Origin of the sequence: Mycobacterium mantenii (assembly GCF_010731775.1) — a bacterium.
GTDB lineage: Bacteria > Actinomycetota > Actinomycetes > Mycobacteriales > Mycobacteriaceae > Mycobacterium > Mycobacterium mantenii.
Genome location: NZ_AP022590.1, coordinates 2,038,159 through 2,051,390, shown reverse-complemented (window position 1 = coordinate 2,051,390; position 13,232 = coordinate 2,038,159). Strand labels below are relative to the sequence as shown.

Annotated in this window: 14 protein-coding genes and 2 pseudogenes; 6 read left to right on the top strand and 10 right to left on the bottom strand. The window is 67.4% G+C overall.

Going from position 1 to position 13,232, the window contains the following annotated elements:
• Window positions 1-423: an ArsI/CadI family heavy metal resistance metalloenzyme gene (locus tag G6N50_RS09245; RefSeq protein ID WP_083098635.1), complete on the top strand. Its 423-nt coding sequence runs from the start codon at window positions 1-3 to the stop codon at window positions 421-423.
• Here the strand turns inward: G6N50_RS09245 and G6N50_RS09240 are convergent.
• The 4 genes from G6N50_RS09240 to G6N50_RS09225 form a co-directional block, all read right to left on the bottom strand.
• Entirely contained in the window at window positions 420-1,148 is a 729-nt protein-coding gene (locus G6N50_RS09240) for a hypothetical protein (RefSeq protein WP_083098633.1), read from the bottom strand. The genes G6N50_RS09245 and G6N50_RS09240 overlap by 4 nt on opposite strands.
• Complete coding sequence (locus G6N50_RS09235; RefSeq protein ID WP_083098632.1) at window positions 1,148-2,026, bottom strand: LLM class F420-dependent oxidoreductase; 879 nt, start codon at window positions 2,024-2,026, stop codon at window positions 1,148-1,150. The genes G6N50_RS09240 and G6N50_RS09235 overlap by 1 nt, the downstream gene beginning before the upstream one ends.
• Window positions 2,023-2,805 carry an SDR family NAD(P)-dependent oxidoreductase gene (locus tag G6N50_RS09230; RefSeq protein ID WP_083098630.1) on the bottom strand — a complete coding sequence of 261 codons (783 nt, stop codon included), beginning with the start codon at window positions 2,803-2,805 and terminating at the stop codon, window positions 2,023-2,025. The genes G6N50_RS09235 and G6N50_RS09230 overlap by 4 nt, the downstream gene beginning before the upstream one ends.
• 204 nt (window positions 2,806-3,009) lie before the next feature.
• Window positions 3,010-3,864, bottom strand: coding sequence for a sulfurtransferase (locus G6N50_RS09225; RefSeq protein ID WP_083098629.1), 855 nt, complete (start codon window positions 3,862-3,864; stop codon window positions 3,010-3,012).
• A 227-nt stretch (window positions 3,865-4,091) separates the two neighbouring features.
• Between G6N50_RS09225 and G6N50_RS09220 the strand changes: the two genes are divergently transcribed.
• The 3 genes from G6N50_RS09220 (at window position 4,092) to G6N50_RS09210 (ending at window position 5,698) form a co-directional block, all read left to right on the top strand.
• The gene (locus tag G6N50_RS09220) at window positions 4,092-4,460 is read left to right on the top strand and encodes a hypothetical protein (protein WP_232068919.1); all 369 of its coding nucleotides are present in this window, start codon (window positions 4,092-4,094) and stop codon (window positions 4,458-4,460) included.
• A 73-nt stretch (window positions 4,461-4,533) separates the two neighbouring features.
• The gene (locus tag G6N50_RS09215) at window positions 4,534-5,010 is read left to right on the top strand and encodes a hypothetical protein (RefSeq protein WP_083098627.1); all 477 of its coding nucleotides are present in this window, start codon (window positions 4,534-4,536) and stop codon (window positions 5,008-5,010) included.
• The gene (locus G6N50_RS09210) at window positions 4,994-5,698 is read left to right on the top strand and encodes a TetR/AcrR family transcriptional regulator (protein WP_083098626.1); all 705 of its coding nucleotides are present in this window, start codon (window positions 4,994-4,996) and stop codon (window positions 5,696-5,698) included. Before G6N50_RS09215 ends, G6N50_RS09210 begins: the two co-directional genes overlap by 17 nt.
• Before the next feature lie 12 nt (window positions 5,699-5,710).
• Here the strand turns inward: G6N50_RS09210 and G6N50_RS09205 are convergent, their stop codons facing one another.
• From G6N50_RS09205 to G6N50_RS09185, 5 genes and pseudogenes are all read right to left on the bottom strand, one after another.
• Window positions 5,711-6,856 carry a glycosyltransferase gene (locus tag G6N50_RS09205; RefSeq protein WP_083098624.1) on the bottom strand — a complete coding sequence of 382 codons (1,146 nt, stop codon included), beginning with the start codon at window positions 6,854-6,856 and terminating at the stop codon, window positions 5,711-5,713.
• 88 nt (window positions 6,857-6,944) lie between these two features.
• Window positions 6,945-7,237 (bottom strand): annotated as a pseudogene (locus G6N50_RS09200) (aromatic-ring hydroxylase C-terminal domain-containing protein).
• A 188-nt stretch (window positions 7,238-7,425) separates the two neighbouring features.
• Window positions 7,426-8,035 (bottom strand): annotated as a pseudogene (locus G6N50_RS09195) (TetR/AcrR family transcriptional regulator).
• A gap of 72 nt (window positions 8,036-8,107) precedes the next feature.
• Window positions 8,108-9,286 (bottom strand): AAA family ATPase, encoded by a 1,179-nt coding sequence (locus G6N50_RS09190; protein ID WP_083098622.1) that lies wholly within the window; start codon window positions 9,284-9,286, stop codon window positions 8,108-8,110.
• A gap of 33 nt (window positions 9,287-9,319) precedes the next feature.
• Window positions 9,320-10,927 carry a Na+/H+ antiporter gene (locus G6N50_RS09185; protein ID WP_083098620.1) on the bottom strand — a complete coding sequence of 536 codons (1,608 nt, stop codon included), beginning with the start codon at window positions 10,925-10,927 and terminating at the stop codon, window positions 9,320-9,322.
• 98 nt (window positions 10,928-11,025) lie between these two features.
• Here G6N50_RS09185 and G6N50_RS09180 point away from each other — a divergent pair, with 98 nt between their 5' ends.
• Window positions 11,026-11,460 (top strand): protease inhibitor I42 family protein, encoded by a 435-nt coding sequence (locus tag G6N50_RS09180; protein ID WP_083098705.1) that lies wholly within the window; start codon window positions 11,026-11,028, stop codon window positions 11,458-11,460.
• A gap of 38 nt (window positions 11,461-11,498) precedes the next feature.
• The gene (locus G6N50_RS09175; RefSeq protein WP_083098618.1) at window positions 11,499-11,720 is read left to right on the top strand and encodes a hypothetical protein; all 222 of its coding nucleotides are present in this window, start codon (window positions 11,499-11,501) and stop codon (window positions 11,718-11,720) included.
• 87 nt (window positions 11,721-11,807) lie between these two features.
• Here the strand turns inward: G6N50_RS09175 and G6N50_RS09170 are convergent, their stop codons facing one another.
• Window positions 11,808-13,100: an alpha/beta hydrolase gene (locus G6N50_RS09170; protein ID WP_083098616.1), complete on the bottom strand. Its 1,293-nt coding sequence runs from the start codon at window positions 13,098-13,100 to the stop codon at window positions 11,808-11,810.
• Window positions 13,101-13,232 lie beyond the last annotated feature (132 nt).

Genomic DNA, 13,232 nt, shown 5'->3' with positions numbered 1-13,232 from the left:
ATGTCACGGGTTCAACTGGCCCTCAATGTCGACAATCTCGACGAGGCAATCACCTTCTACACCAAACTATTCGGCGTTGAGCCGGCCAAGACCAAACCCGGCTACGCCAACTTCGTCGTCGCCGAACCGCCGCTCAAATTGGTCTTGCTGGAGAACCCCGGCCAAGGCGGCACCCTCAACCACCTCGGGGTCGAGGTCGCCTCCACTGACACCGTGCACACGGAGAGTCAACGGCTTGCCGAGGTCGGCCTGCTGACCGATGAAGAGGTCGACACCACGTGTTGTTACGCCACCCAAGACAAAGTGTGGGTCAGCGGTCCCGGTGGTGAACGTTGGGAGATCTACACCGTGAAGGCGGATTCGGAGACCTTCGGGCCCGCCGACCAATCGGAGCCCACCTGCTGCGCCTCGCAGGCGGTTTAGGGCCAAGCGTCCCAACTGATCATGGTGCGCAGCGGTCCGGCGAACACCGGCCGCACCGCCGTTGAGCGCCAACGCTCTTCGATGATGGGTGCCAGTGCGCCGATGGTGGTCAGCGGATCGTCGTCGAGATAGACGACCGTGACGTACTGATGATCGGTCCGCCATCCCCGGGGCAGGTGGCTCCATCCGGCGCTGGAGCCGAACGTCCACGCGCCGGCCGTGCCCGGGGTGGCGAGCAGTGTCGGATAGTGCTCGGTGTGCAGCCACTGCAGCCAGTCGTCCGGTCGGCCGTCGGTGGGTTCTTCGACGATCAGCACGATCCCGCGGTGCGGCCGGAACGGCACCACCTCGGGCGAAACGAGTGCGTGCGGCGAGGATCGCCACTGCAGCAAGCGCAGGCCGGCCACTTGCAGCGACGGTCGCACGACCGGAAAGCGGCCGTTGTCGCGTAGGACGCGGCCCAGGGTGACAAAGTCGTCGAAGGTCTTCTCGACGGGATCGCCGACCAGATAGTGCACCGCGTTGCCGATCTCGCCCAGCGGCCCGTCGGCCGCGAGGCGGTGGTCGGGATACCTTCCGTCAGCGATCCAGCGCAAGCCATGCACGATGCCGGGCAGCTGGTATTGCTCGGGCATGTGGTCCAGCAGATGCCAGCGCAGATAACTGCCGTCGTCATCGGCCGGCGCCGCGGCGGTGAGGCTGAAGATGCCCGCCCTGACGCGCATCACGTGGAAACCCCCGCGGGGGGATGGAGTTCGGCGAGAGCCTGCAGGCTCTCCAGGTAATGCTGCAGCGAGGTGTGCCGGAAAGCGACGCTGATTATCGTCGCGCCGTGTGCGGTGGTTTCGCCCAGCAGGTCGCGGGTGCGCTCCGGTTCGCTGATCGGGTTCAGCAGCGCGGGAGCGGGTAGGACGACGTCGAAGCCGGGATGAAAATCACAGCGGCCCAGCCAATCCCGGGCCTGCTGGAGGCTCACGTTGAAGGGGGCCCAACCGTCGGCCAGCGTCGCGGCGCGGCGCAGCGATCGCAGCGTCCGCCCGCCAACCCAGATGGGCACGCGCTCCTGGACCGCGCACGGATCGACCACCAGGCCGTCGAACGAATAGAACTCACCGTGGTAGGCGGGTTCGGCGACCGACAGCGACGCGCGCAGCGCCCGCAGGGCGTCGTCGGCGCGCGGGCCGCGATCGTCGAAGGGTGCGCCGATCAGATCGAATTCCTCTTTGAGGCTCCCGACGCCGACCCCCAGAATCAGCCTCCCGCCGCTGATCTGGTCCAGGGTGCCATAACGTTTGGCGATCTCGAGCGGATGGTGATAGGCGAGCACCAGCACGTTGGTGGCCAGCCGAATGCGCTGGGTGTGTGCGGCCAGGTAGCCGAACGTGGCCAGCGGATCCCAATAGCGGGTGCCGCGGCGGGCCCGCTCGGCCGCGGGCAGCGCGATGTGCTCGCTGCAGGTCAGGTGGTGGTAGCCGAGCCGGTCTGCGGCCTCGGCGATCTGAGCCAGATCCTCGATGGTGGCGTGTTTCTCCCAGTCGCCGCTGCTTCCGGGAAACATCGTGACCACCGGGGTGGCCACCGACAGTTTGGCGTGTCCGCTCATCCCTGCATGTACCCCCCGGCATCGACGGGAATCGATTGGCCTGTGATGGTGCGGCTTTCGTCGCTGGCGAGGAACAACGCCAGGTTGGCGACATCCTCGGTCGAGGAGATATCCTGCAGAGCAACGCCTTTGAGCTGCTTCGCGCGAACGGTCTCCGCGTCGACGCCCTGCTCGTCCGCGGTGCGCTTCACCCATTTGCGCCACAGCTCGGTGTCGATGGCACCGGGCACGATGCAATTGCAGCGGATTCCATGCGGGCCGACCTCGAGCGCGACAGCCTTGGTGAATGCCCGCAGTGACGCCTTGGCGGTGACGTAATGCGTTTTGCGCACCATGCCGGAGTAGCTGACGGTGGAGGAGAAGTTCAGGATGACGCCGCGGCGGCTTTGCAGCATCGAACGGTTGAGGACCTCGCGGGTACACAGCATCGCGGCGGTGACGTCGATGGCGATGGTGGAGTTCCAGTTGTCCAGCGTCTGCTCCCAGATCCAGCGATCCTGTCCGGGCGCGGCGGCATTGTTGCACAGGATGTCGACCTGACCGAATTCGTCGACCGCCCGTGCCACCATGGCCGCGACGTCGTCCTCATCGGTGACGTCGGCGCGCATGGCGATGGCACCGGGGCCCGCCGCGTGCGCAGCGGCGTGAACCAGCTCGTCGCGCCGTGCGGCCAGCAACACCTTGGCGCCTTCACGGACGAACAGCGAGCCCAGCACGGGTCCCAGGCCGGTGCTGGCGCCAGTGACGATCGCGACCTTGCCGTCGAGACGGCCGCTCATAGCGTGTTCTTCCCAAGCGGATTCATGCGGGCAGAGTCTAACAACTCGCGAACCTCGCCCGGGGTGATGTTCGCCGGGATCGAGGCGGCCTCGCGCGGGCGGACCACCGCTCCGACAATGAGGTGTGCTTCCCAGATCCGCTAGTCCATGTGCTGGCGCTTTTGAAACTCATCTCATGGTCGGGAGCCGCCGGGCGGCGGAAGACTATGCGTCGCCGCGTTCCACCGGATGGTCGGGGTCCGAGCACCATTCGGACCACGAACCCGGGTACAGGGCCGCATCGCGGCCCATCGCGGCGAGCGCGGCGATGGTGACCGCGGCGGTGACGCCCGAGCCGCAGTAGGCGGCCACCGCGTCGTGACGCGCGATTGCGCGATCGGACAACAGATGTGCGAGCGCGCCGTCATCGAGGAAGGTGCCGTCGGACGCCAAGACCTCGCCGCTGGGAAGATTTTTCGCGCCGGGGATGTGGCCGGCGACGGGATCGAGGGGTTCCACGTCGCCGCGGAAGCGCTCCGGTGCGCGCGCGTCGAGCAGCATCACCGTGCCCTCCCCGACCCGCTCGGCCGTCAGCGTGCGGCGGCGTCCCGCATGCAGATCATCGTGCGGCACAGTCACATTCCCGGGGGCCGGAACGACGAGCCCGGCCTCGAGGCCTTGTCCGGCCGTGCGCCACGCGGCCAAGCCGCCGTCCAGAATGCGCACGTTGTCCAGCCCGGCCGCGGTCAGCACCCACCACGCTCGCGCGGAACCCGCGCGATTCCAGTCGTCGTACACCACGACCGGTGCGCCCTGCCGGATTCCCCAGTTGCGCGCGGCGGCTTCCAGACTGCGCCCCGACGGCAGCGGGTGACGGCCCCGGCCAGCAATCGAGTAATCGCTGAGGTCATCGTCGAGCGAGACGTACACCGCACCCGGAATGTGGCCGTCCAGGTAGGCCGCGCGCCCGTCGGGATCGTCGATTCTCCACCGCACGTCCAGGATGGTCACCGGATCGCCGGCCGAGAGGGTGTCCGCCAACTCGGCGGCGGTGACCAGTACCTGGTTGCGTGTGCTCAAGGATCCTCCTTATCGGCCTTCAGTGAGCCTAGCCAGCGCTGCGAGCAAACCGCTCCCTGGCCGAGCGAAGCGGCGTAGGGTCCCGGGAACGGGGCCGCCGATAGGAGCAGATGGTGGCGCAAAGGCCCGTCACGCGGCACATTGTCACCGCGTGGTTCGCGGCCAGTATCGCGCTGTCATGCGCGACCGCGACACCGGCGGCCGCTACCCCAAACACCCAGTGCGCCTTGAAAACACCCGTGCAGGAGGTGCAGCACGTCTCCCAGGTGCCGCCGGAGCTCCTCAAGTTGCTACCGCCGATGGCCGATATCGGGGCCCCGTTCAACTTCACCGATTCGGTCAGCGACCCAAACGCGCCGTTCCGCCGCCTGATTCGCGCGGGTCACCGCGGCACCGACTGGTTCATCTGGTACGAGCACGGCGGCGTCGGTTACTCGTGGCAGGCGGTGATCGCACGCGTGGTGCCGGGCGGTGCCGCGAAGGTGTTAGCAAACGCCGGCACCATCTCCGACACCCTGTGCACACTCACCGACGACGCTTTCGCCGGACAGGTTCCGCCGTATCCGCCGGGGACTTGGGCCGCGTCCGACTTTTAAGGCTTTACCGACCAGCGGTTTGGTATACCGACCACTGGTCGATTATGCTCGGTACGCAAAGGGAGGTGGTGCAATGAGCACTTCGACACAATCGCAGATCCGGACGCGGATGTTCGCCCGCGTGATGGGCCCGTTTCTCACCATCGTGCCCACCACGATCGCGGTACGCGGCTCCTACGTGCAGACGCTGTTCACCGAGTTCAAGGCAAATCCGATGTGGCCGTGGCTGTATGGCGCCATCCTGTTGATGGGCGGCCTGTTCATCATCGCTTTTCACCAATACTGGCGCGGACTCGCGGCGATCATCGTGTCGGCCGTCGGCTGGTTCTTCTTCATTCGCGGGCTGCTGCTGTTGACTGTTCCCATGGCCTACGACGCGGCCGGCAACGCCATCTACAACTCGGGTGCTTACGCCGCGATATGGGTGTTGTTCATCGGCCTGGCCTGCGCCGGGCTGTATCTGACATACGTGGGCTGGAAACCGGAACAACGCGCGCCCGAAACCGTGGCGGGTGCAACCCAGGATCGCCCGGGTGCCGAGGGTAGTTAAGCATCCAGACATCCGCCGGGCGGAACTGCTGGATCGAGCGACCGAATTATTTATGCGGCGTGGCTATGACAACGTCAGCCTGAACGATCTGATCGCCGACGCCGGTGTCTCCAAAGGCGCTTTCTACCACTGGTTTCCATCAAAGGACGCGCTGATAACCGCGCTGGCCGAACGCAGTGCGCGCACGGGTTTCGCCGTCATCGAGGATGCCGTCGCCGCGTGCGGCGGAAATGCGCTGGCTCGCCTGAACGCGTTGCTAAAAGCCGGGTTTGACGTCAAGATGACGATGGGCGTCCCCGAGCAGCTCGCCGCCATGGCGGCATTGCTGCGTCCCGACAACGCCCATCTGTTCGGACGAATAGTGGCTGTGGACGAGGCGTTGTCGTTGCCTTTGTTGACGCGCCTGATCTCCGAGGGGGTCGCCGAGGGCGTCTTCGACACCTTCGACCCCGAAGGCGTCGCCGACATGATCTACGGCCTCGCCGCGCGCACGAACTCGACCGTCCTGGAGGTGCTGCGCGCGGACGATGAGGCCGCGCGAGAACGCTCGATCGACTACCTGACAACACGATTCAGGTTGCACGGTCTGGCCGTCGACCGCATCCTCGGCCTACCGGACGGGAGCGTCACCACGCTGACGCGCACACAGGTCGAGGCGATGGTTGCGGCGCTGCCGCGAAACTACTGACGAAGCTGGACGCTAGGCGGTCTGTTCGGAATCGGCGGGCGGTTCGTCGAGGGCCGGCGCCCCCAGCGACGCCAGCATGCCGGTCGCGGCGCGGTGCCAGGTGAAGTCCTCGGCGCGACGCCGCGCAGAGACGCGGCGTTGCCGTTCGGGCAGACTGGCGATGGCGCGGACCGCTTTTGCGATGGCGGCCGGATCGTTGTCGGCCGACGCGCCACTGTCCGGGGTGATGATCTCGGTCAGCGCCGACGTGCGCGAGACCACGGCCGGTGTGCCACACGCCAGCGACTCCAGCGCGGCCAGCCCGAACGTCTCGTGGGGTCCCGGCGCCAACGTCACATCGGCCGAGGCCAGCAGTTGCGCCACGGTGTTGCGATCGGAGATGAAACCGGTGAAGTCGATCGGTAGCCGCGAGGCCTGTCGCTCCAGCCTGGCCCGCAGCGGGCCCTCGCCCACCACCACGAGCCGCGCATCGACGCCGGCGTGGCACAGCGCGCCCAGCGCGTCGATGCTGCGGTCGACACGCTTTTCCACCGACAGCCGCCCGCAGTGGACCAGCAGCATCTGGGCCGGGGCGGCCCACCGCTCGCGCACCAGATAGGAGTGGCGGCTCGGATGGAACATCTGCAGGTCCACACCGAGGGGGACGGTGACGGTGTTGGCCGCTCCGATCCGGTCGAATTCCTCGCGGGCGAAACCGGTGGTGCACACCACGGTGTCATAATTCGCGGCGGTGCGTGCGTTGGCCAGGTCGGCGAACTTCCGCGCCGCCCGGCCCGGAAGAACTTGGCCCACAAGGCGATCCAGGCGTTCATGGGAAATCATCACCGTCGTGGCACCGTAGCCACGGCCCCAGCGGCCCAGCGACCGCAGGGTGAGCCGGTCCGAGACCTCCAACGCGTCGGGCCGCAACGTTTGCAGGAGCGCCTTGACCGGGCCCGGCATCACCGCGCGGTATCCGCCGGTGAAGGGAATCAGCCGGGCGGGCAGGGTAATTCGTACCACGCCGGTGTAAAGCTGGGCGCGCTCGGCGCGCTGGCCGGGAACGATCAGGAAGACCTCATGCCCGCCCGCGCAATATTCCGCGCCCAGCCGATCGATCGCGGTGCGAAGGCCGCCGGAGCGAGGGCCGTAGAAATTGGCGACCTGTACAACGCGCATACCGTGAGGACACGCGGTGCGCGTGTGCACTCACCAATGCTGGCCCAACGCGTGCCTGAACACTCCGTGAATTTCGCTTGCGGTGGCGCTATCGGCGGGTCCGCGGCCCGAACCAGCGCTGTAGCGCCGCATGCAGGCCCGATTCTTCGGCGGAACCGAATTCGTCGGCGGCCCACGCGACGTAGCCGTCGGGCCGGATCAGCAGCGCGCCGCGTCCGCGACGCCGCCGGCGAGGTCGAGTAGCACCGGGCGCGCATCGTGCAGCAGCTCGGCGACTCGTCGGCCGTCATCGAGGGTCAGTTCGGGAACCGGCCACCCCGACAGCGGATGGTCATCCCCCACGTCGTACCGAACGTCGTTGCCGGCCAGCAGTCTCGCCATGTGCGCGGCGACGTCGGGAATGGTGAACAACTCGCCCACGAGCGTGCGCAGCGCGGCAACTTCCGCACCCGGCGAGACCAACGCGGTCTGGGCCTGCGAATGCGGGCCTGACACCGGTCAGCGCCAGCTCGCAAGCCAGCAGCAGCCCGTTGGCCCGGCGCCGGCGATAGACGATGTCGGCGCGTTCGTCAGTCATGGTGTGCCTCTTTCCCGGGAGGTTCGGGCAATCCTGCGCTGACGGCCGCGAAGCCCTCGCGGATCAGCTCGGTGATGGCTACCGGCGGATCGGCCCGCACGTAGGCGTCGGCAGCGGCGTCGCCGACGGCGCGGACGACGGCCAGCACCAATCGTGGGTACAGGTCGCGGTCTCGTCGAATAGATTCTGCGGCACCGAGGTTCGGACCTGCGGGTGCATGAGCAGCTTTCGTACCTCGATGAGTTCCTGACGGCTGGGCAGCCGGTTCTCCTCGCCGTGGACGTCGCCGAAATCGGCCTCCAGGGGTCCGAGCACGGCATGGGTGAGCGCCGTCCACAGCGGTCCTCGGCGGGGCGCTCGCGTAGCAGTTCGGCACTGCGGCCCACGCGTTCTGCCTGCCGGTAGGCCAGTGCCTCGTACTTGCCGCCGAAGTAGTTGGTGAATGTGCGCAGCGAGACGCCCGCCAGGTTCGCGACGTCTTCGCGTGTGACGTTTTCCAGGCCGCGCTCGAACGCCAGCTTCAGGGCGGCATCGCTGAGCGCGCGCCGGGTGTCGGCCTTCTTGCGCTCACGGAGTGTGCATTGACGTCGTTGAGTGTGAATCCTGGTCGGCGACACGCCACGTGCGGGGCCGCGGGGGATCCACACTGAACGCCAGCGACAAAGCGCCGCCGCCTAGCGTGTGCCCCAATCCCACCGGGGCGTCGTGATCAGGGCCTGGCCGCTGATGCGCGTTTCGCCCCAGTCTTTGTAGAGCTCGATCTCGACGGCCCCGTCGGAGCCCTCGCAGACCGGCGTGGTGTCCAGGAATTCCAGCAGCGACCGGGAATGGGTGACCACCACGACCTGAGTCTTGGCCGCGGTGGTGCGGATCAGCGACGCCAGCGGCGCCACCAGGTCGGGGTGCAGCGAAGTTTCCGGTTCGTTGAGCACCATCAGCGACGGCGGCTGCGGGCTCAACAGCGCGGCGGCCCACAGCAGGAAACGCAGTGTGCCATCGGATAATTCGGCTGCGCGCAATACGCGCAGCATGCCGCGCTGTCGCAGTTGGAGGTCGAACAGCCCGTCGTGGATGGCCACCGTGACGGTGGCGCCGTCGAAGGCCTCCGCGACGGCCCGGTCCAGGTCGTCGAACCCCGACTCGAGGATCGTCTGGATCGCGGCCGCCAGGTCGCTGCCGTCGTCGGAGAGCACCGGGGTGCGGGTTCCCACCTGCGGGTGCCGCGCCGGAGCCCCCGCGTCGACACGGAAGCCGTCGTAGAACCGCCAGCCGCGCAACCGTTCTCGTACGGCCGCAAGCTCGGGTAGCGCGTGCGGGTGGGCGTATTCGGCGAGCACGCTGTGGTACGACGGCAGGGCCCGGGACAACTCATCGAAACCGCTGCCGAAGTCCGCGCAGGCCTCGGCGAACACACGGGACCGGCGCACCAGCGTCGTGCTGGGCCGCAGCACGGGGCCGGCGAATAACACTTCCCGCTTGATCTCCGGGTCGCGGGCGAACACCGACTTCCCGGCAGACTGCGGAATGCCCAGATCCACCAGATAGCCGAAATCATCTGCAGCGAAGCCCAATTCGAGTGACACGGGCCTGGTGCGCACCGTGCCCTCGGTCTTGCCGGAGCGTCGCGCGCCGGCCGGTTGCTCGGGACCGGCCCACAGCACCGACTGCAGCCCGCCCTCGCGGGCCAGCGAACCGATCACCTCGCCGCGGCCGCAGTCGGCCAGCAGGCGCAGCGCGCGATACAGCGAGGACTTGCCGGCGCCGTTGGCGCCGGTGATCACCGACAGACGAGCCAGGGGCAGGATGACCTCGCGCAGCGAGCGATACCCGCGGATCGCGACGGTGTGCAGCATGGGGCCGACTGTACGGTCGGCCACCGACGGGCCCTATTCGTCCTCGTCGCCGTCGTCGACCGCGGCGGCCAGGAGTTGCACTTCCTCGAGGTCCATCTCGTTCTGCAACTCGCGCAACACGATGTCGTCGATGAGGTTCTGGTTGCGCAGCGAGGTGATTTCCCGGCGCTTGTGTTCGAGCACGCCCAGGCGGACCCGCCGGACCTTCTCGCGGCCCTTGAGGATGCGGGTGTCGGGCGAACCGTCCTCGGTGGCCAGTACCAGCGCGGCCTTCTCCTCGTATTCCTTTTGCAGCCGGCGCCTCAGCTCGTCGCTGATGCCGACCTCGTCGGCCACTGTCGGCAGCGCGGCGAGGGCGGCTTGCGTTCCGCGGCACCGAGCCAATTGCAGTTCCTCGGCGTGGGCGACGTCCTCGGGCATCTGCGCCCACCGGACCACGGCGGGCAGCGTGCTGCCCTGCACCAAGACGGTCACCAGGATGACGACAACCACGATGAAGATCAGCAGGCTGCGGTCCGGAAACGGCGCGCCGCTCAGCGTCGTCACGGGCACGGCGACGGCCGCGGCAAGCGATACCGCGCCACGGAATCCGGCCCACACCGTGACGAAGCGCTGGCGCCAGTTGACCCGACGTTCGCGTTGCACTTGGCGGCGGTCGATCAGCCGGATCAGCAGCGTGGTGATCTCGCCCCAGAAAATGCGCGACACGATCACCACGCCGGTGACCACCAGCGCGACGAACAGGGCGTGGCGAATGCCGCCGTCGACACCCGCAATCCCGCGCAGCGCAGCCGGGATCTGCACACCGACGAACACCCACAGCGAGCCGTTGAGCAGGAATGTTGCGATATCCCAGAAGGCCGAGGACTGCAGCCGGGACCGGGCCCGAATCACCACGGGGCCGGCGTAGGCGAGGACCAGGGCCGACACCATCACCGCGACCACTCCGCTGCACTCCATCGACTGAGCCAGCAGGAACGCCGCGAACGGCGTCACCAGGCTCAGGGCCCCCTCCTCTTGGGGCGCGTCGAGTCGCTTGCGCAGCAGCGTCACCGCCCCGCCGACCAGCAGCCCGGCGGCGATACCGCCGAGGTAGGAGCCGACGAACCGGGCCGTCACCTCGGGCGGGCTGATCGCGGCCCCACCGATCGCGACGTGGACGCTGACGGCGAACAAGACCAGGGCGGTGCCGTCGTTGATCAGACTCTCGGCCTTGAGCACGGTCAGCGATCGGCGCGGCAGCTTCTTCGCCAGACCGGCCACCGCGGCCGCGTCAGTGGGCGACAGCACCGCACCCAGGACGCCGGCCGCGTGCGGATCCATGCCCAGCGCCCGCGCCGTCCACGACACCGCCACCGCGGTGGCGATCACCAGGACGACGCTGAGGAACACGATGATGCGGGCGTTGGCCCGGATCTCGCGGAAGCTGGTATTCAGTCCCTCCCAGTACAGGATCGCGGGGAGGAACAGCAGCAACACGACCTCGCCGTTGACGTGTATCTGACCGAAGTGGGGCACCAGGCCCAGCAGGACGCCCAGCAAGATGAGCAACACCGGGGGACCCACGCGATAGCGCCGCCCGATGACCGTCCCCACGATGACGGTGGACACCAGGGCAACGATCAGTACGAGGCCAAACACCAGCCCATCCTGCCGGACGCGACGGTCGGCGTCGTCGCCTATCTTCGGTCTGGGTTGAGAACCTATTAGGCTCCGGAGCGGAATCGAAGGGGGATGTGGTGAAGGTCAGGCTGCTGGTGACAGTCGCCGTGCTCTTGTTGTCGACAGTGGTGGGCTGTCACTTCGCGTCCAGGAACCCGCCGTCGACCAAAACGCTCCAGGTGCCCATGACCGATGTGCTGACGCAGAGCGAGATCACGCAGAACATCACCCTCGCCGTCGGCAACACCCTGGTCGTGGAGTTGGGGTCGAACTACACCACTCCCTACCGGTGGAATCCCGACACCAAGATCGGCGATTCCTCGGTCATCAAGCAGCTCAATCACGAGTTCGTCCAGCCGACGTCCGACGCGTTGGGCGCGCCGGGCAAAGAGGAATGGACGTTCGCTGCCCTGAAGCCGGGGACCACGACGATCAGCACGCTGTACACCAGCTTCGTGTCCAAGGACGCCAAACCGGCCTGCACCTACACGCTGACCGTCACGGTGCGATAAGGCTGCGGGCCGGTCAGTCGTCGGGCTACGGTCTGGGCGTGTTCGGATTCAGCGCCGCCCGGATCGTCGCCACCTTGCCCGCGCGCGGCGACGCCAACCTGCGGTCCATCGACTGCCGCTGGGACACCGACGACGGGCCGGGCCGGGACACCATCGCCAACAAGGGCGTCCGCATTGACATCGACCTTCATGGAGTCGACCCCGCCTTGAGCGGCTCGATGAGGCTCAACTACAAGAAGACAATTCCGACGAGGTGCTGAAAGCCCTACCCGCTACGACGCTGCGCTTTCCGGTGGACCCGATGTTCGTTTACCGCGCCGCCGGCGTGCGTCCGAAGTCCTAGCTTGCTACGAGACTTCGGGGGTTGCGACGACGTCGGCCCGCAGGTGCGCCGCGTAAATTTCGGCGAGGAATTGCGCGACGGCCACCGCGGTATGCCCGGCTCGAGCGGAGCCGAAGATGTCGAAAGCGTGTTGGGTGAACGGTAATTCGGCATACAACACCGGCTGGTTGCTCTTCTGCCGGAGTTGCTCGACGAACGCGCGCGCTTGCTCGACGTAGGCCAGCGAGTCGTTGCGGCCGTGCAGGACGAAGAACGGGGGAGCGTCGGAGTGGACATGGTTGACCGGTGACGCGGCCTCGAATATCTGCAGGTGTGTCGAGGGCTTTTGCTTGATGATCGACTTGACCAGCAGCCCCGGCATCGTCGGATGCAGCGTCTCGTCGAATTGGGTGAAGTCGTAGATGCCGTAGAACGGCACCGCCGCCTGTACCCGGGTGTCGACGTCCTCGAACCCCGGCTGGAACTGCGGGTCATTGGGCGTCAGCGCGGCCAGGGCCGACAGGTGGCCGCCGGCCGAACCCCCAGTGATGGCGATGAACTCGGGGTCGCCGCCGTATTCGGCGATGTGTTCCTTGACCCAGGCGAGGGCGCGCTTGACGTCGACGATGTGGTCGGGCCAGGTGTTGCGTGGGCTGTGCCGGTAGTTGACCGCCACGCAGATCCAGCCCAGCTCGGCGAGGTGGCTCATCAACGGATGAGCCTGTCCGCGTTTGTTTCCCGTTGTCCAGGCGCCACCGGGGATCTGGAAGAGGACCGGCGCCTTGCCGCTCGGGTCGAGGTCGGGGCGTCGCCAGATGTCCAGGTGGTTTGCGCTGCCGAATTCGCCGTAGCTGATGTTGGAGTCGTGGGCGTAGTCGCGGTAGATGCGCAGCATCCGCAGCAGCCCAGGGGTCTTGGCGGTGCCGCTGCCGGTCGGCCGGCGCCACAGGCTCGCCGAGTCGGTGAGCCGGTCGGCTCCCAATCCGCTGTCCAACGCCTCGTTCAGTGGCACGGTGGCCCGATGTCCGGCGCGGCTGAAATTCAGCAGGCCCGCGGCCGAGATGCCCGCGACAATCCACGCGACTATCCGCACGGGCCGGTTGAGGCGACGGGCCGTCAACGCCAGTCCGCCGAGCTGGGTCACCAGCGTCTGCAACGGCAATTCGGTGACGACGAGCCCGAACATCCAGGAGTACAGCGACGGGAATCCGCGGCGTGCCAGCGGCCGGTAGCCGTTGAGGGTGGACGCCGCGGTCACCGCGGTGACCACCAATGACCCTATTTGCCGGATGATGTGGCTGATTCGAGCTCTCCGCATTGCCTCACCTTACGAAACGGGTAGATGACTCTGAGATCCGATAGCGCATGCGCTAGGTGATTTGGGATTGGCCACATGGGTCCGGAGAGGTGTGGGGTGCGGCGCGGTGGGGCCGCGCCGGCCCGGCCGCCG